The organism is Vibrio cincinnatiensis DSM 19608 (genome assembly GCF_900167345.1).
Lineage (GTDB): Bacteria > Pseudomonadota > Gammaproteobacteria > Enterobacterales > Vibrionaceae > Vibrio > Vibrio cincinnatiensis.
Genome location: NZ_FUXB01000006.1, coordinates 212,571 through 229,027, shown reverse-complemented (window position 1 = coordinate 229,027; position 16,457 = coordinate 212,571). Strand labels below are relative to the sequence as shown.

The window sequence follows — 16,457 nt, the reverse complement described above, 5'->3', positions numbered from 1 at the left end:
AAACCCCCACTGATTAAGATCAATGGGGGTCGACGACTCAAGCAAGTTTAAGCGGCTTTCACTTTATTACTTTGTTTACTGCCACTTTTGGCAACGATCAACGCTTGGTGTAACGCACAAATCGCATTGTTATAATCACTGTCTTCAACCACAAACTGAACGTTAACATTTCGCATTGAAGAATGGGCTGCCATGGGGTTCACATTGGCTTCAATCAATGCTTGCATTCCTTTACCTAATGCAAAGTTGGTATTGATTGATGAACCAATCGCAGAGATTAGCGCCACCATTTTTCCAGAAATGGAAGCATTAGGGTAACGTTTTTCCGCTTTATAAAGCACATGGTTAAGGTTATCACTCGTGCCGCTTAGGTAGTAAGTCATTGAATTTGCATTCATTTCTTTACCGACCAAATGCACTTTCGCTTCAGCAATAATTTCCATCAATTCATAGCTGGCATTATCAACACTCCCCACCATGCTTTGGTCAAACATGTGCAGTGCGAATACTTTATTACGTCCAGCGATGATCTCAACGTTGTTCGCTTCTGGCTGATAATGATTAGAAATCAGAGTTCCAGCATGCTCAGGCTCAAAGGTATTTTTAACGCGAAGCTCAATCCCTTTATTTCTCAGCCCAGCGGCAGCATTGGGGTGAATCGCTTCCATTCCTAAGTTAGCCAGTTGATCGGCAACATCAAAGTTAGTTAGCCCCATCGGGCGTACTTTTTCCGGCCCAACGACACGAGGGTCAGCAGAACTTAAGTGATACTCTTTGTGAATAATCGCTTGATCGGCTTCGGTTAATACCGCAATCCGGCTAAAGGTCATTTCACTATAACCACGATCATAGGTTTTCATCAGTCCTTCGTCACAATAGGCATAGCCAGTCACAATCGGTAATTCTGTCGTAACATCAATATCGGCAAAGGCACGCTCAATCACTTCATCTAGCTTACCGCGAGTTTCTTCATTCCATCCTGATAGATCGACAAATCGAGCATTAATACCCAGCGCTTTCAATTTCAGAGCCGTATTATAGGCACTGTGCGCTTCCCCAATCGAAGAGAGAAACTCTCTAATCTGCGGTAAATAATGGCGTAGAGAAAACTGCCCATACTGACAGGTTTCCAAAATATTATTAACGCAATTTACCGCTTCTGAGATACGTGAACGGATAAATTTATCGGCCCGCATTCGACTCATTGGGTCGGCAAATAAATTTTCGTTGATCATCAGCATGCGCTGTTCAAGCTCATACATCGTTTCTTGCCAGCCTTCATCACGCTTAGCAATCATCTGATAAATGCCTGGTTTACCCGTACGTTTACATTCGAGTAAGGCATCAGTCATCCCTGAATAAGCTGAAACCACAAATACTCGACCATAAGGATGATTCGGCTTCAGTAAAATATTATCGAGGACTGCATCAAATGCAGACATCGAAGTACCACCGATTTTTTCTACGGTGTAAGACATGGAGTCTCCTTGTATTAAATACGGATTGATGTTATTCGACGATGGGATAGACACCATCTTCATCATGGACTTCAGCACCGGTCAACGGTGGGTTAAAGACACACGCCATCACCATATCCGCCTCTTTATAAGCACGTAGGTAATGTTCATCATGCTTATCAAGAATATATAAAGTGCCCGGTTTGATCGGATACGTTTCTCCGCCAACCACTTCTATTTCCCCTTCCCCGGATACGCAATACACGGATTCTAAGTGGTTTTTATAGTGAATATGCGTCTCGGTTCCTTGGTAAATATTCGTAATATGGAATGAAAAACCCATATTATCGTCTTTGAGTAACATGCGAACACTTTCCCATGTTTTTGCCACAACACGACGTTCGCTTTGACGACACTCTTCTAATGTTCTAACAATCATGATTTTTCCTTAAGACGCTTTTTGAATAAAATTGGGGGCAACATTTTCAACCGCTTGTTGGAAAATGCTCAGACCTTGTTCTAGCTCATCTTCACTGATCGTCAGTGGGCAGAAAAATTTCACCACTTCATCATCAGGGCCAGCCGTCTCAATCACCATACCGAGACGAAAACACTCACGAGCGACCTTGCCGGAGATCTCCCCATTTTGACATTCGATGCCTTGCATCAAGCCTCGTCCTTTCAAACGAGTAAACAAGCTTGGGAAACGGCGAAGTGCTTGCTGGATCGTATTCGTCACTTGCTCAGCACGCGCTTTGATATGTTGCTCAAATTCATCATTCGCCCAATACGTTTCCAACGCTTTGGTTGCTGTCACAAACGCATGGTTATTACCACGGAAGGTGCCGTTATGCTCACCCGGTTTCCACGCATCCAGCTCGGGTTTAAATAGAACAACCGCCATCGGTAATCCATACCCACCAATTGACTTGGATAAGGTCACAATGTCAGGCTGAATGCCTGCCGGTTCGAAACTAAAAAAGGTTCCTGTACGGCCACACCCAGCTTGAATGTCATCAACAATCATTAAAATGCCATGTGCCTTACATATTTTGGCTAATTTTTGTAACCAGCGATTGGAGGCAGCATTCAGCCCACCTTCACCTTGTACGGTTTCTAATAGCACTGCTGCGGGTTTATCTAATCCCGAAGAATGATCACTCAACATCGTTTCAAACAAAGCTAAACCGTCAATATCGGCATAACCATCATAAGGTAAGCGCGTCACGCCCGATAAGCCTAAGCCAGCACCGCCACGGTGATGCTGGTTACCCGTCGCGGCTAATGCGCCATAAGTACAACCATGGAAACCATTGGTGAATGCCACAATGTTAGTACGCCCTGTTACTTTACGAGCCAGTTTCATCGCCGCTTCAACCGCATTGGTTCCAGTGGGACCAGTAAACTGAACTTTATAGTCCAATCCTCGTGGTGCAAAAATCAGATTTTGCAGCGCTTGTAGAAAGCCAGCTTTCGCTTCTGAGTGCATATCTAAGCCATGCGTAATGCCGTCTTTATCAATATAATCAAGCAATGCCTGTTTAAAAATAGCGTTGTTATGGCCATAGTTCAGCGAGCCTGCGCCCGCGAGAAAATCTAAATAGGCATCACCATCTTTGGTATACAGCCAGCTTCCTTTTGCCGTAGAAAATACGACAGGAAAATGATTGGCATAAGATTGAACGTTTGATTCTTTCTTTTTAAAGATATCCATAACGATGGGATTTATCCTTTTTGGTTAGTTCGTGAATGTAGCGGAATGCGATATAAATATTCGGTATCATGCTCACCATGAAAATGGCGGGTTTCATCAAGAAACGTTGATACTTCACCGCGTTCGCCATGGGCTCGGTCAAGTTTCTTAAATAGGCTCCAAGAGCCTTGATTGTCACGAGTAATGGTCGTTTCTAACACGGTAATGTCACGTAAATCATCACGAGTTAGCAGTTCGTTCAGCATATGGAAAGCCAGACCCATACCACGGGCGTTTTTACTCACGGCAACTTGCCAAATGAAGAGCTCATTAGGCTTATCCGGCTTGCGATAGGCTGAGACAAAACCCACCATTTCTTCGTTACGTTCAGCAACCACACACGTATTGTGAAAGTGCGTCGATTGCAAAAAGTTGCAATAAGCGGAGTTCTCATCCAGCGGTGAACATTGCGCGATAAGCTCATGCACGCGCTTTCCATCGGTTCGATTAGGAGTACGAAACGTCCACTCATCCTGAGTGTTTTGCATAATGTCTGGGTATGCAACCCAAGGTGATGCTGTCATCATTGTCTGCCACATATTCAATTAGAACTCTAAACAAATTCCTTTTATAAACTAACAGCTAAAATGAGAAATTCAACCCTTAACTGATCATGCAAATAGAAAAATAAAACATAACAGTTTGTTTTTTATAAATAAAAAAATTAGAAAAATATTTATCAAAACAATAAAATATTTAGATGTGTAAGTATAATGACAATAATATGAATGAGAGATAACATTTATGAGATAGCCAGTATCTGCGACCAATCAGAGGCGAACATAGCAATGAATGAAGAAATAAAAAGAGAGGAGAAGTGGGTCACCATACCCAGCCGAAACGATGGCATCGACTGGGTATCATGAAAGAAATATCGTTACTTTTGGCCAAGCCCCACTAACACGCTTTTTATACCTTGGGGAGTCTGAATATCAAAAGCATGAGCAACATCGATGCGAGCAAAACCGGAGCGAGTTAATACATTAACGATCTCGGTATCACTGAGTCCATATTCTAATGAGACATTGTCTTTAGACCAATCCCATAAGATAAACTGCCCGCCCTCGTCTAATAGGGTATAGGCAATATCCGCCACTTCTTGGAAATTAGAAAGGTATCCGCAAACAGAGACGGCAAGAACAAAGTCAAATTGTTTACGAAAAGCAGGGTGCTGTGCAACAAGTCCACGGGTTAAATGATCGACCACCGGCTCAACATTAGCGAGTTCTTTTTTGTCCAGTTCTTCGATCATGGCTTCAGACTTATCCAACGCCACAATATCTTTACACAAAGGGGAGAGATGCTGACTCAGTAGCCCCGTACCACAACCGAAATCGAGTATATGTTTTCCATCCAATGGTGCCATTGTCTTTAACTGCTGAAAAACTTGGCGAGAAAACTCGAGGTTTGCTTGATCTTTTTCCCAATGTGCAGCGTAGTTGTCCCAGTCGTGTACCATCATGGTCTCCGTATTACTTCTTGTAGTCGGGCAATGTGACAAGATTAAACTAAAATAGAGTAGACTTCATAGAGTTAGAGTGCAATCTTCATCAAGAAATTAGGATTTTAATGAAGATAATGTCAAAATCTTCGGCCTAACTCTGCTACCCGTTTTTCTTTTACTGAGAATGTTATGAACCTGTCACAAATAGAAGCATTTTGTACTATCGCGGATACAGGCTCGGTCTCCGAAGCTGCCCGTCAACTGGAATGCAACCGAACGAAGCTCAGCATGGCAGTTAAAGCGTTGGAAAATGAACTGAAGGTAGAGTTATTTATACGCAGCGGTAATCAAGTGTCTCTATCTGAAGCAGGAAAAGCCATTTATAAAGACTGCCAAAGTTTATTGATTACCGCCACCCGCATTAAACATACCTGTTCTCAGGTTTCCGATGAGTTTGCTGCAGAGATGTGGATTGCTCGTGATGATTCATTACCCGATGTACTGTGGCAAGATCTTGCTCATTCGTTGAATAAATTATTTCCTAACACCTCATTCAACTTAGTGCTCGCCTCAAGTGGAGACTTAGCCAATTTAGTAGCGACTCAACAAGTCGATTTCGCCTTTGGTGTGGATTATGAACGCTTGGACGATCCTCGTATCAGCTATCACCCTTTGGGCAAAATCCGCATGATGTCGGTATGCAGCCCCCACCATCCACTGACAAAATTAAAACCCGTCACAGATGAAGATTTAAGAAAGTCCATGCAAGCCGTTATGGTCTACCTCAATGAGCAAGATAACTCCAACTTAGAGCCGTTTTCTCGTCGTTATATCGGTTTCTCAAGCTTTGAATATATGCTTGGAACCATTTTGACAGAAAGTGCATGGGGCGTACTCCCTGAACCTCTGATTCGTCATCATCTCCGTGAACAAAGGCTCACCGTCATTCGCCATACTTATGGACTCACACAGGAAGATTATTGCATGTTTACCATCGCGGGTGGCGCTGAAAACCCAGCCATGCTTTGGCTCGCTGATAAGATCAGTGACTACTTATTTGATTTTTAAACCACCCAAATTGACGTTTAAATAAGCAAGGTCACTCAGCGACAATAAAAATGACACCAAAAATTACACCTAATTCATTGTTATATAAGAATATTTAACAAAATCTCCATCCCACAAGCCCTGAAAGTTATAAATAACCGTTGTATTAACCTTAGTTTGAGCCACAATAACCGTAGTTTTTTATTGGTAAGTTTTTTATGTGTGCCCGAACAAGTTTAAATGAAAATCGTGTATTGACGCTCTCAGCCCTTATTGCTTCTATATTTGCGGGGGGTGGCCTGATTGTTGGTTTACTTGTAGGTTCACTGGTTATCGTCTTTGACGGCGTCTATTCCTTAATCAGTTTACTGTTAACATTATTGTCGCTCGTCGCTTCTCGCTATATCCGTAAACCCTCAGACCAACAATTTCCATTTGGACGAGCGTTATTTGAACCCGCCGTTATTGCGATCAAAGGTATCGTCATTTTGCTAGTTGTCTCCTATTCCTTGTATTCCGCCGTCAGTTCGCTGCTTACCGGTGGACGGGAAGTTGATGTCTCCATTGCGACCTTATTTGGCGCCATTAATGTGGTGGGATGTGGCTTTGCTTGGTGGTATATGGCAAAACTCAGCCAGCGTTACGCATCCGGTTTAATTAGTGCGGAAGTGAAACAGTGGCAAATGGATACCATGTTAAGTGTCGTGGTTACCGCAGGATTTATTATTGCTTTGGCGATCAGTTTTTCTCCTCTGGCTCCATATGCCGTTTATGCAGACCCATTGATGATGCTTGCGATGTCATTTTATTTCTTAAAAGTGCCGTACGGAATGGTCAAGTCTGCCTTGAGAGAGATTTTCCTCATGGCGCCAAGCAAAGAGATTTGTAAAAAGGTGGATCAAGGCGTGATTGCTGCGGGTAAAGAATCGGAACAAGACATTGAATTAACCGGAGTCACCAAAGTGGGACCTGAGCTTTGGGTCGATATTGATCTTTACCCAGAAGACAACAGTAATGTCATTCTTGTTGAAGACATTGAGCATACTCGTCGTACGATTGAAAAGCGTTTGTCGAATCTACCACTGAAATTACAAATTACCGTCAACGTGACTCGTTAATAAAATAAACCCGCTTCGGCGGGTTTATTTTATGCTTAGTCTTTATTTTATGCTTAGTATTCAGCGGTGATTTCCGCTCCCACCGGTTTTTCTCTAGTGACCCACCAACACATTAATGACCCCATAGTGACCATCACCACACCTTGCCAAAAACTTATCCCTAATACCACACCAAGAATAATGGAAGAAAGCAGCGTTGATATCACCGGAGTAAAATAAGATAAGGTCGCCAGTAGCAGCATATTTCCACGTAGAATTGCCAAGTTCCACAATGCATAGCCACTGCCCATCACTATTCCTGTCAGGAATAAATAAAGCGTCGCAATTGGTGTAAATACCAATGGTGCTTCTTGGCTTAATGCATACTTTATCCAGAGCACAATCGCCGTCGCAATAAAGAACACACTAATGGCGTTTTCTCCTTTCGCTATCACTTTGGTTACATGGCAGTATATGGCCCAAATGATTGCGCCAACAAAAGCCAAAGTATAGGTCGTGGGGTTTGTTTTTATATTTTCCGCGATGGCTGATATCGAAAAACCCATCTCACCAGTGATTGTCCAAGCCACACCAATAAATGCCAGCAGAATACTAGGATATACCCAAAAACTCGTTGATTTCTTACTGGTTAACACCGCCAATAACACGGTGAACGCTGGCCACAAATAATTGATAACAGCCATTTCGAGTGCTTGATAGCGGTTATTAGCCATGCCTAACGCTAAAGCCAAGCAAATTTCATAGCTAACAAAAAGAAAACCACCAATCACCAAATATCGAAAAGAAAAGTGGCGTAGTTTTGGCCTCCCCATTACACAGATCAAAAAAATGGATGCCACGGTATAAATAAGCGCCGCACCACCCAATGGGCCAAAGCTCTCTGTAACAGTGCGAACGAGCCCCATCAGGCCACCCCAAAGTAAAATGGCGCTAATACCAAAAAAAGTATATTTGTGCTGATTCACCCCATCACCCTAACGCCTTACTCTTCCGTAATTTCCCAACTGTGCGTCAGTTTTACACTTTCTCCAAGCATAAGGCAGACTGAGCAATATTTTTCTAATGAGTCTGCGACCACTCGCTCGACCTCTTTTGGCTCAATATTGATTCCACTGACCACAAAGTGCAGGTTTATTTGAGTAAAAAGTCGAGGAGCATTGGCGCGTCTTTCGGTGGATAGGGTGACATGACAGCCGTACACTTCTTGCTGGGCCTGCTTTAACCCATTAATCACGTCAACAGAGCTGCACCCTCCCGCAGCCATTAACACCATTTCCATGGGACTCGGTGCTGTTGCCCCTCCGTTTCCATCCATAACAATCGAATGACCTGATGGTGATTGGCCAATAAAAGTTAAACCATCCACCCATTTCACTTGTGCTTCCATCTTACTTCCTCATTTACTGCTGTTTTTCTTTTAAACAGATTTTCATTATCAAGAGTTGCCAAGAAAATCACAATAGAGGGTGAAAAAGAGGGATAAAAAAATAATAACCATTCAGCAAAGAATGAAATAAAGAAAACCCCACCAAGCTTACGCTTAGTGGGGTTCTGTTCTTGCTCGCAGCAATCCGGCTACTAATAGGTGCTCCCTGCATCTATTCCTTGATAGTCTGCTATATCCTTTAGCACAATCCGTTTCATCGCCTTCCTAGCGGTGTCCCTACTTCCGTCTTCCTGACAGATGTGCCTTATTCCATTAAGGTGTCCATTAATTTTCCGTAGTTAACCATCCTAGTTAATCGCGTCCAGCTAATGTCCTTCGCTTTCCGTGCCGATTCTTCATCCTGAATCATCGAATCTTCTTCCTGAAGATGACCTATCCCTGGGTCTTTCCTGTTCCGTGTCTGCTTCCTGCTGACAACTAGAGATTACGACATCCAAATTTTTCAGCAAGTTATAGGAAAAATATAATTACAGAACGGCGAAAAAACATTGAAAGAAAATTAAATAAAAACAATAAGATAAAAATAAAAATGCTTATTTTACCTTTATGGTAAACGTAGAATTCGCACACTATGTGTAAGAGATCTCGCACAATACTCATCCTAAAACAGCCTTGTCTCATCGTTATGCTCAAACATAAACCTTGATAGAGATCTCATTTTTCTCGTTATCCTACTCATGCAGTAATAAAAATACATTCGTGCTAAGTTGAACTACATGAAATTTCCCTAGACTCTCTTGGTGAAAATCAGGATCATGATCACTTCAATTAACCATCACATTGCGATTGAGTATTTGTTAAGGAAACCAAACCATGATTTCGAAATGGGCACAACGCTTTTACCAAATGGCTGAATTAGTAGGTTCGTGGAGTAAAGACCCATCGACGCAAGTTGGGGCCGTCATTACTAAAAAGAATCGTATCGTGTCTGTTGGCTTTAATGGCTATCCACACGGCATTTCAGACAGTGCTAACACCGATGATCGTGATATGAAATATTTAAAAACCTTGCATGCCGAAGAAAATGCCATTCTATTTGCTAAGCGTGATTTAGATGGCTGCGAAATTTATGTCACTCACTTTCCATGTCCAAACTGCGCGGCCAAAATTATCCAAACAGGTATCTCTGCCGTACATTGTCCAGAGCAATCTGAGGACTTTCTCTCTCGCTGGGGAGATAAAATTAAAGTCAGCCAAGATATGTTTTTACAAGCCGGTGTCAAAGTCAATTGGTTGCCCGTTAAAGAACTTAAACCCATCAGTGAAATTCACCCTGCTCAAATTTAACCGCTTATTATCGCCACATTGAAAGTGTCGGATGACATGTTCAATGTGGCTAACCACTTTCCCTACTACATCATTCAAAAATCTACATAGCTGAAAAAATCTCTGTTATCCCAAATTTTTTGGTTCCATCACTCTTATTTTTTATTCTCTTTTTTCTCTCTTGACTTCATTTTAGACAATGTTCTCTATATTTTAAATTTAGTGATCTTTTCTCATTGATTTGTTTACCTTTTAATATTAAAAGAAAACAAACATCACACTTTTCTTGAAAATTTTCATTCAACTTTCATTCACTCGCTTGATATGAAACGTTATTAACACGAAATAAGTCACTTTTATTACACTTGTCAATCCCCATCATGTTACATTTATTCTCTAATTCTCACCGCTTATAAGGGAAAATGAAGCGGAATATATGGTCATTAATTTTCCTAGCAGAATAACCAGTTAGCCATTACAATCCTGCCACATAAAGATAACAAGCTTATTCAGTACCAAACACAATAGAAATTGTGGGTATTAACCGCCTAAAATGGTTTGAAGTGATAAGTAGATAAAAATTGGTTCATCACCATGTGTATGAAGAAACGTTTAAAATCACGATGAATCAACGAAATCCTCACCATAATGACTTCAACCCAGAAAGGCAGTGCTTCATGTTCATGCTGTATGGATGAACGTCTTGCTCAACAAAACGTGAAAGGTCCCCCAAGTGAAAATGAGTCCAGAGAAACATCTTTTAGACTGGCAAGTGAGCCAAACCATTGCTGAATCTATGTCTCCCCTCATTGGTCAGCTTTATCGCCAACAAGGAGTGGAAACACTCCTGTTTGGCAAAACACTCATTAATGCCACAACGATTGATATCATAAAAAACCACCGTGTGGCACGGCACTATACTGGGGAGCCTCTAGCGCTGGAACAAACCATGCCACTATTGGAGTCTCTCTCTAAAATGACATGTTCCCCTTGCCGGATTGATATTGGTCAACTCGCCTACCAGTACTGGCAGCAACATGACAACCAGACTGCCTTACAAGACTATTTACAAACCGCCCTGCATGATGTGTTAGATGGTAAAGCGATAACTCAACCAAAAACCGTTGTTTTGTACGGTTTTGGACGTATTGGACGTTTACTTGCACGTTTGTTGATTGAAAAGAGTGGGCCAGGTTATCCACTTCGCTTAGGGGCGATTGTCGTTCGAGGAGGCAAAGCCGGTGATCTTGAAAAGCGGGCTAGTTTATTGCGGCGCGACTCGGTACATGGTCAGTTCAATGGCAGTATTGTGGTAGATAATGAACGAAGTGCTATCATCGCCAATGGTAATTTTATTCAAGTAATTTACGCCAACTCTCCTCAAGAGGTCGATTACACTCAATTTGGTATTCAAGATGCCCTCGTGGTTGATAACACGGGAGTTTGGCGTGATAGTGAAGGGCTAAGTCGACACCTCGCTTCGCCGGGCGCGAGCAAAGTCTTACTCACCGCCCCTGGTAAAGGGGATATTAAGAACGTCGTCTTTGGGGTCAATGAATCGGTCATTCAACCGAGTGATACGATTATTTCTGCGGCCAGTTGCACCACCAATGCCATTACACCGATTTTGAAAGCCATGAATGATCGATATGGTGTGCTATCTGGACACATTGAAACGGTTCATTCCTATACTAACGATCAAAATCTCATTGATAATTTCCACAAAGGTGAACGCCGTGGCCGTTCTGCCTCCCTCAATATGGTACTCACTTCAACGGGAGCAGCAAAAGCAGTAGCTAAAGCCCTTCCTGAACTTTCTGGTAAGTTAACGGGAAATTCGATTCGAGTACCAACGCCGAATGTTTCTATGGTGGTTGCAAACCTCAACCTCCAAAAAGAAACGACGAAAGAGGAATTAAACGAATACCTACGCGGTATTGCCATTCACTCCCCATTATCAGCACAAGTTGACTACACCGATTCGACCGAAATTGTTTCAACCGATTTAGTAGGCTCTCGTCATGCTGGTGTGGTTGATGGGGCCGCCACCATTGCCCAAGGCAACCGCTGCGTGCTTTATGTGTGGTACGACAACGAATTTGGTTATAGCTGTCAAGTGGTCCATTGTATGGAGCAAATGATGGGGGTTCGTTACAATACTTACCCAAAGCAGTAAAAATTTAAACTCCACAACATAATAAAAATAAACCCTAACGAGCTGAGTCTCTCACATTAATTGAGCACTCAGCTCTGATGGGATTCACCCCCGTACTTGCCGCCGGTCCCTGATGTTGGCGGCTTTTTTATACCAGACCATCACACATTTCTAAAGTAATGCGATGTCAACATCTGACTCAACGATGGCTGAACACGCGAGCACATAACCTTGTGCTATCTCTTCATTCGTCAACGTTTCTTGACTGGTTGAACGGACAGAACCTTGCTTGACCTGACATTTACATGAGCCACAAATTCCACTGCGACACGCTGCAATGATAGGCAGCTTCCCCGTTTCTAATGCCTCTAATAATATACTGTCACTGGGTGCATCCACCTCAACACCAAAAGCCGGAACCTTAACGATAACCTGAGACTTTGTTTGAGACGTGATCGGTTGCTCTTGGGTACTCGGGGTAAAACTTTCTTGATAAAAGTTCTGCATATTAAATTGGAGTGCTTGTAAATAGTGCTGAACATCTTGCATAAAGCTCACTGGACCACAAAGGAAAACCGTACGCTGATGAAGATCAGGAATCAATTGCTCTAACCATGCTTGATTTAACCGACCTTGCGGATATTCCGTTCCCACTGCGTCTTTAAGTAGTAAGTGAAGATGAAATTGCGAGTACTGCTCATTGAGGCTTTCTAATTCACTAAAATAAATAGTATGCGCTTTGTCACGGGCAACGTGTAGAAACGTGATATCTATATCCCCTTGCTCAAGCCAGCTTTTTGCCATTGACATCACAGGAGTGATACCACAACCAGCGCTGATCAATAGCACTTTTTTTTGCTCAACGGCGCAATCGATACTATTAAATTGCCCTTGTGGTTTCATCGCTTGAATCGTATCGCCGACTTTCAGCCTTTCAACCACATGTTGCGATACTTTTCCCCCAGCCACTTTCTTCACCGTAAAACACAACTTATTCTGGCTTGGCGTTGAGCTGATAGAATAAGAGCGATATTGTGTTTTCCCATCCATTTCAAACCCTAAATTTGCAAATTGGCCCGGTTTAAAGTCAAAGGAAAGCGGTGAGTCACTGACCAGCTCAAAGCTGACAACATCAGGGGTTTCTTGCCATTTTTCTTGACACACAAGATCCAATATTTCTTGATCTGCCCATGCAGACATAGTCATCCTCCTCAGATTAAATAGGCTCTGTCACAGCAGAGCCTAAAGACATAGTGAATGTGTCTCTCACTAAGCAGCCAGAATAGTCTTCAAATCGTTTTCAACGGTAGAAATACTGCGCAAATCAAACTGATCTTGCAAAATGGCCATTAAGTTGGGAGTTAAAAATGCAGGCGCGCTAGGGCCGGTATAAATGCCTTTTACCCCTAAAGCCAGTAAGGTCAGCAACACCACAATCGCTTTTTGTTCAAACCAAGAAAGAACTAGGGTCAAAGGAAGATCGTTCACCCCACATTCAAACTCTTTTGCTAATGCCAAAGCCAGTTGAATCGCGGAATAAGAGTCATTACATTGTCCAACATCCAGTAGACGAGGAATGCCATTGATGTCGCCAAACTGGTTTTTATTAAAACGGAACTTGCCGCAAGCCAGTGTTAAAATCACACTATCTTGAGGTACTTGAGCGGTAAAATCGGTGTAGTAATTACGCTCTGCTTTATCTCCATCACACCCGCCAACTAAGAAGAAATGTTTAATATTTCCTTCTTTTACTTGCTCGACCACGGCTGGAGCCGCGGCCATTAAAGCGTTGCGTCCAAATCCCACGGTAATGTAATGTTCAATCTCATCATGTTTAAAGCCTTCTTGGGCCAATGCACAATCAATAACGGCGCTAAAACCATCCCCTTCAAGGTGCGCGACCCCTGGCCAACCAACAATACTACGAGTAAATAAACGATCCGCATATTGGCCCACATCTGGGTTAAGTAAGCAGTTGGAAGTCATCACTATCGCGCCAGGGAAATTAGCAAATTCTTTTTGTTGGTTTTGCCAAGCACTACCATAGTTACCCACCAGGTGAGGATATTTATTGAGCTCAGGATAACCATGGGCCGGCAACATTTCCCCATTGGTGTAAACATTGATACCTTTACCTTCGGTCTGTTGCAGAATTTTTTCGAGATCATGTAAATCATGGCCGGAAACTAAAATGCATTGACCTTTAACAGGCTTAACATTCACTGGTGTCGGTGCAGGATGACCAAAGGTATCAGTTTCTCCTTTATCCAACATTTCCATAATGCGATAGTTCATTAAACCAATTTGCATTGAGGTATCAAGCAGTGCACTTAAATCGGTTGGATCACTACCTAGCCACGCCATAATTTGATGGTATTCACCATAAACCGCTTCATCCGTTTGGCTCAGTACTCGTGCATGCTCTAGATAAGCGGCCGCGCCTTTTAACCCATAGAGGCACAATAAGCGCAGGCCAATCACATCTTCATTCAGGCTTTCTTTACCGCGGTTAACCGCAGCAGTAGGGGCAAAAGCAAGTAGCTCTGCTTTCTCTTGGGGTAAATCAAACTGTGCAGCGGGCGTTAATTCTGGAATCACAAAGCCGGTCAACGTCGCGGCGGCTCTCACTTGCTGCTCTAATTGCTGTTTATACTGATAAGAAAGCTTCGCTAATTCAATAATGCGCTCTGGGTCAAAGTTCACATTGGTCAATGTTGAGAAGAAGGCTTTGGGGGCCCATTGGTCAATTTCAGGAATGATCACTCCGCAGGTTCGGCCGAGATTCGCCCAAAAGGAAACGCCTTGCAAAGAATAAACCAGTACATCTTGTAGGTCAGAAACTTCTGCGGTTTTTCCGCACATCCCTTGAGAATAGGCGCAGCCTTTCGCTACTGGGGTTTGAATGGTTTGTTCACATTGAATACAGAACATAATGTCGCTCCAGTTATATTTGCGAGTCCATCTCGCTCATTATCTGTAGCGATAGAGGCATAATATATGCCATAAATTATCATATTGATTTATAAGAACTTTATAAAGAAACACTTTACCATAGAGTCAATTAAACACATAAAAATAACACTCAGTTGTACAACAAAGAGTCTTTATGACCTATTAAAGTTTAATAACGTTCACTAACGTCAACCCATGTTTTATTCACCTCCAGTGCGTTATGATGGTCGTCCATAACGTATCGGAGTCATGATGATGTATCGTATTTTAGTCACCGCATTGACACTAATGTGTGGTTTTTTCGCACTGATTTTTAGTTTATTGCTGGCCATTCCTTTAACCATTGCCGCACTGATTACAGGCAAACGCTTAGAAACGCAACTCAAACGACGCCCATTCCATCAAGCACAAAACAATGAAAACAGTGAAATTATCGAAGGGGAATTCGAAGAAGTCTCATGCCGTGAAGAACACTCTGATCGCCAAAGCGACGAGGACCACCCCCGATAAACGATCAATAATCACCGCTCTTGCCCGTAAAGTATCCAACAATTTAGGGCTTGAGAGTAATAGTGTAATCAAACTATACCAAAGTCCATCAATCACAAAGGGGGTCACGACGATGATAATTTTACTGGTTAACTCACTACCTTGTGAAACAAACTGACTAAAAAGTGCGATAAAAAAGAGTGCTATTTTGGGGTTTAACAGTGAAATCAGTAGCCCTTCTTTAGCTGACTGAACGACACTCACCGACTCACCAGATTCCAACTTTGCCGCCACTCCACCTTTAGAGCGTAACGCATTCAGGCCCAAATAAGCTAAATAAGCTGCACCGGCGTAACTAATTGAGCTAAAAAGTAAAGGGGAGCGGTGAAGTAATACAGCAAGGCCGATAAGGGTAATAAACGCATAAAAACCAATTCCCAACGCATGTGCCCAAGCCGTCGCTAATCCATTTTTACGTCCGCCTGCTAAGCTGTGTTTTGCCACCATTGCCAAACTCGGCCCAGGAGACATCGCCCCTAAAACAGAAATGCTCAACAGCGAAAACCATACTGTTAACGTCATATCGATAACCTTTACTTGAATAGAGAATATTATCCGTCACACCGTGAAGTTAGGCCTTGGTTGAATTAAAAAAGGCTTTCAGTACCGTATGTGTCCTTAAACTGCGTAGCTGTGGATTACGTTGTAGCTCATCTCGAATCGCATTTAATCTCGCCATACTTTCGACTTCGACATACAGCATCAGATCCGTTTCCCCACTGATCGCATCGCACCACTTAATACCCGGTATTTGGTAGAGCTGCTCCGCATACCGTTCACATGAAGGTAAGCTAGCTGAAGAGTCAAACTGAAGCGCAAAATAGGCGCACACTTTGTCTGCGGTTTCTGAAGCCGCAAGATTGGCATGATAACCCAATATCACTTTATCTTGTTCCAGTTTTCTGATCCGAGCCGTAACCGCCGAGCGAGAAAGGTTAACCTCACGAGCAATATCACTGATTGATATGCGAGCGTTATATTTCAACAGTTCAATAATCCGTTCATCAAATTTATCCATCACTTCCACTCTCTTCCCTGCTCTTCTTATCACATTAATCAGAAAAGCCACCAACTTATCTCGTTGATTATTCGCTAATTTGACACAAATTAAACGATGAAACCACTGCTTATCACCCCAACAGACCGCTTTATCTAGCAAAGTGCTGGTTAAATAGTAAAAAAGTGTCATTTTGGCGGTAAAAGCCGACACTTTGCCTGATGCATATCTCTGAGCTTGAGAGTATCCTTGCAGAAACACCACTCTTTTTA

General features: G+C 42.6%; 16 protein-coding genes. 5 read left to right on the top strand and 11 right to left on the bottom strand.

Annotation, left to right across the window (positions count from 1 at the left end; all coding sequences use genetic code 11):
* Positions 1 to 47 precede the first annotated feature (47 nt).
* The 5 genes from B5D54_RS07625 to B5D54_RS07605 form a co-directional block, all read right to left on the bottom strand.
* Positions 48 to 1,478 (bottom strand): aspartate kinase, encoded by a 1,431-nt coding sequence (locus tag B5D54_RS07625; protein WP_078925937.1) that lies wholly within the window; start codon positions 1,476 to 1,478, stop codon positions 48 to 50.
* A 31-nt stretch (positions 1,479 to 1,509) separates the two neighbouring features.
* A complete protein-coding gene (locus tag B5D54_RS07620) occupies positions 1,510 to 1,896 on the bottom strand; it encodes an ectoine synthase (RefSeq protein WP_078925936.1) in 387 nt (128 codons plus the stop codon).
* A gap of 9 nt (positions 1,897 to 1,905) precedes the next feature.
* Positions 1,906 to 3,171 carry a diaminobutyrate--2-oxoglutarate transaminase gene (gene ectB, locus B5D54_RS07615; RefSeq protein WP_078925935.1) on the bottom strand — a complete coding sequence of 422 codons (1,266 nt, stop codon included), beginning with the start codon at positions 3,169 to 3,171 and terminating at the stop codon, positions 1,906 to 1,908.
* Positions 3,172 to 3,182: 11 nt separating this feature from the next.
* Positions 3,183 to 3,749, bottom strand: a complete 567-nt coding sequence (gene ectA / locus B5D54_RS07610; protein ID WP_078925934.1) for a diaminobutyrate acetyltransferase — start codon at positions 3,747 to 3,749, stop codon at positions 3,183 to 3,185.
* A 338-nt stretch (positions 3,750 to 4,087) separates the two neighbouring features.
* Positions 4,088 to 4,669, bottom strand: coding sequence for a class I SAM-dependent DNA methyltransferase (locus B5D54_RS07605; protein ID WP_078925933.1), 582 nt, complete (start codon positions 4,667 to 4,669; stop codon positions 4,088 to 4,090).
* Positions 4,670 to 4,843: 174 nt separating this feature from the next.
* Between B5D54_RS07605 and B5D54_RS07600 the strand changes: the two genes are divergently transcribed.
* Together B5D54_RS07600 and B5D54_RS07595 are read left to right on the top strand one after the other, a co-directional pair.
* On the top strand, positions 4,844 to 5,722 hold the full coding sequence (locus B5D54_RS07600) for a LysR family transcriptional regulator (protein WP_078925932.1): 879 nt from the start codon (positions 4,844 to 4,846) through the stop codon (positions 5,720 to 5,722).
* Between the two features lie 197 nt (positions 5,723 to 5,919).
* Positions 5,920 to 6,819 carry a cation diffusion facilitator family transporter gene (locus tag B5D54_RS07595; protein ID WP_078925931.1) on the top strand — a complete coding sequence of 300 codons (900 nt, stop codon included), beginning with the start codon at positions 5,920 to 5,922 and terminating at the stop codon, positions 6,817 to 6,819.
* A 53-nt stretch (positions 6,820 to 6,872) separates the two neighbouring features.
* On the opposite strand, the gene yddG is transcribed toward B5D54_RS07595, so the two are convergent.
* Both yddG and B5D54_RS07585 read right to left on the bottom strand, forming a co-directional pair.
* On the bottom strand, positions 6,873 to 7,784 hold the full coding sequence (yddG, locus tag B5D54_RS07590; protein WP_078925930.1) for an aromatic amino acid DMT transporter YddG: 912 nt from the start codon (positions 7,782 to 7,784) through the stop codon (positions 6,873 to 6,875).
* A 17-nt stretch (positions 7,785 to 7,801) separates the two neighbouring features.
* Complete coding sequence (locus B5D54_RS07585; RefSeq protein ID WP_078925929.1) at positions 7,802 to 8,206, bottom strand: OsmC family protein; 405 nt, start codon at positions 8,204 to 8,206, stop codon at positions 7,802 to 7,804.
* Positions 8,207 to 9,079: 873 nt separating this feature from the next.
* Between B5D54_RS07585 and B5D54_RS07580 the strand changes: the two genes are divergently transcribed.
* Both B5D54_RS07580 and B5D54_RS07575 read left to right on the top strand, forming a co-directional pair.
* A complete protein-coding gene (locus tag B5D54_RS07580; RefSeq protein WP_078925928.1) occupies positions 9,080 to 9,553 on the top strand; it encodes a dCMP deaminase family protein in 474 nt (157 codons plus the stop codon).
* A gap of 718 nt (positions 9,554 to 10,271) precedes the next feature.
* Positions 10,272 to 11,708, top strand: coding sequence for a glyceraldehyde-3-phosphate dehydrogenase (locus B5D54_RS07575; RefSeq protein ID WP_078925965.1), 1,437 nt, complete (start codon positions 10,272 to 10,274; stop codon positions 11,706 to 11,708).
* A gap of 150 nt (positions 11,709 to 11,858) precedes the next feature.
* Here B5D54_RS07575 and B5D54_RS07570 read toward each other — a convergent pair whose 3' ends face one another.
* Both B5D54_RS07570 and hcp read right to left on the bottom strand, forming a co-directional pair.
* Positions 11,859 to 12,887, bottom strand: coding sequence for an FAD-binding oxidoreductase (locus B5D54_RS07570; RefSeq protein ID WP_078925927.1), 1,029 nt, complete (start codon positions 12,885 to 12,887; stop codon positions 11,859 to 11,861).
* A gap of 69 nt (positions 12,888 to 12,956) precedes the next feature.
* The gene (gene hcp / locus B5D54_RS07565) at positions 12,957 to 14,618 is read right to left on the bottom strand and encodes a hydroxylamine reductase (RefSeq protein WP_078925926.1); all 1,662 of its coding nucleotides are present in this window, start codon (positions 14,616 to 14,618) and stop codon (positions 12,957 to 12,959) included.
* Between the two features lie 276 nt (positions 14,619 to 14,894).
* On the opposite strand from hcp, the gene B5D54_RS07560 reads away from it, so the two are divergent.
* Positions 14,895 to 15,149: an FxsA family protein gene (locus B5D54_RS07560; RefSeq protein WP_078925964.1), complete on the top strand. Its 255-nt coding sequence runs from the start codon at positions 14,895 to 14,897 to the stop codon at positions 15,147 to 15,149.
* Here the strand turns inward: B5D54_RS07560 and B5D54_RS07555 are convergent.
* Positions 15,096 to 15,710, bottom strand: a complete 615-nt coding sequence (locus tag B5D54_RS07555; protein WP_078925925.1) for a LysE family translocator — start codon at positions 15,708 to 15,710, stop codon at positions 15,096 to 15,098. The two genes, B5D54_RS07560 and B5D54_RS07555, sit on opposite strands and share 54 nt — an antisense overlap.
* Before the next feature lie 49 nt (positions 15,711 to 15,759).
* On the bottom strand, positions 15,760 to 16,206 hold the full coding sequence (locus B5D54_RS07550) for an Lrp/AsnC family transcriptional regulator (RefSeq protein WP_078925963.1): 447 nt from the start codon (positions 16,204 to 16,206) through the stop codon (positions 15,760 to 15,762).
* Positions 16,207 to 16,457 lie beyond the last annotated feature (251 nt).

Bases quoted from the DNA above. Each gene is read 5' to 3' on its own strand.
- hcp (WP_078925926.1), bottom strand. From the start codon at position 14,618: ATGTTCTGTATTCAATGTGAACAAACCATTCAAACCCCAGTAGCGAAA.
- B5D54_RS07600 (WP_078925932.1), top strand. From the start codon at position 4,844: ATGAACCTGTCACAAATAGAAGCATTTTGTACTATCGCGGATACAGGC.
- B5D54_RS07625 (WP_078925937.1), bottom strand. From the start codon at position 1,478: ATGTCTTACACCGTAGAAAAAATCGGTGGTACTTCGATGTCTGCATTT.
- B5D54_RS07605 (WP_078925933.1), bottom strand. From the start codon at position 4,669: ATGGTACACGACTGGGACAACTACGCTGCACATTGGGAAAAAGATCAA.
- B5D54_RS07620 (WP_078925936.1), bottom strand. From the start codon at position 1,896: ATGATTGTTAGAACATTAGAAGAGTGTCGTCAAAGCGAACGTCGTGTT.
- B5D54_RS07570 (WP_078925927.1), bottom strand. From the start codon at position 12,887: ATGTCTGCATGGGCAGATCAAGAAATATTGGATCTTGTGTGTCAAGAA.
- B5D54_RS07550 (WP_078925963.1), bottom strand. From the start codon at position 16,206: ATGGATAAATTTGATGAACGGATTATTGAACTGTTGAAATATAACGCT.
- B5D54_RS07560 (WP_078925964.1), top strand. From the start codon at position 14,895: ATGTATCGTATTTTAGTCACCGCATTGACACTAATGTGTGGTTTTTTC.
- ectA (WP_078925934.1), bottom strand. From the start codon at position 3,749: ATGTGGCAGACAATGATGACAGCATCACCTTGGGTTGCATACCCAGAC.
- B5D54_RS07575 (WP_078925965.1), top strand. From the start codon at position 10,272: ATGAGTCCAGAGAAACATCTTTTAGACTGGCAAGTGAGCCAAACCATT.
- ectB (WP_078925935.1), bottom strand. From the start codon at position 3,171: ATGGATATCTTTAAAAAGAAAGAATCAAACGTTCAATCTTATGCCAAT.
- B5D54_RS07585 (WP_078925929.1), bottom strand. From the start codon at position 8,206: ATGGAAGCACAAGTGAAATGGGTGGATGGTTTAACTTTTATTGGCCAA.
- B5D54_RS07555 (WP_078925925.1), bottom strand. From the start codon at position 15,710: ATGACGTTAACAGTATGGTTTTCGCTGTTGAGCATTTCTGTTTTAGGG.
- B5D54_RS07595 (WP_078925931.1), top strand. From the start codon at position 5,920: ATGTGTGCCCGAACAAGTTTAAATGAAAATCGTGTATTGACGCTCTCA.
- B5D54_RS07580 (WP_078925928.1), top strand. From the start codon at position 9,080: ATGATTTCGAAATGGGCACAACGCTTTTACCAAATGGCTGAATTAGTA.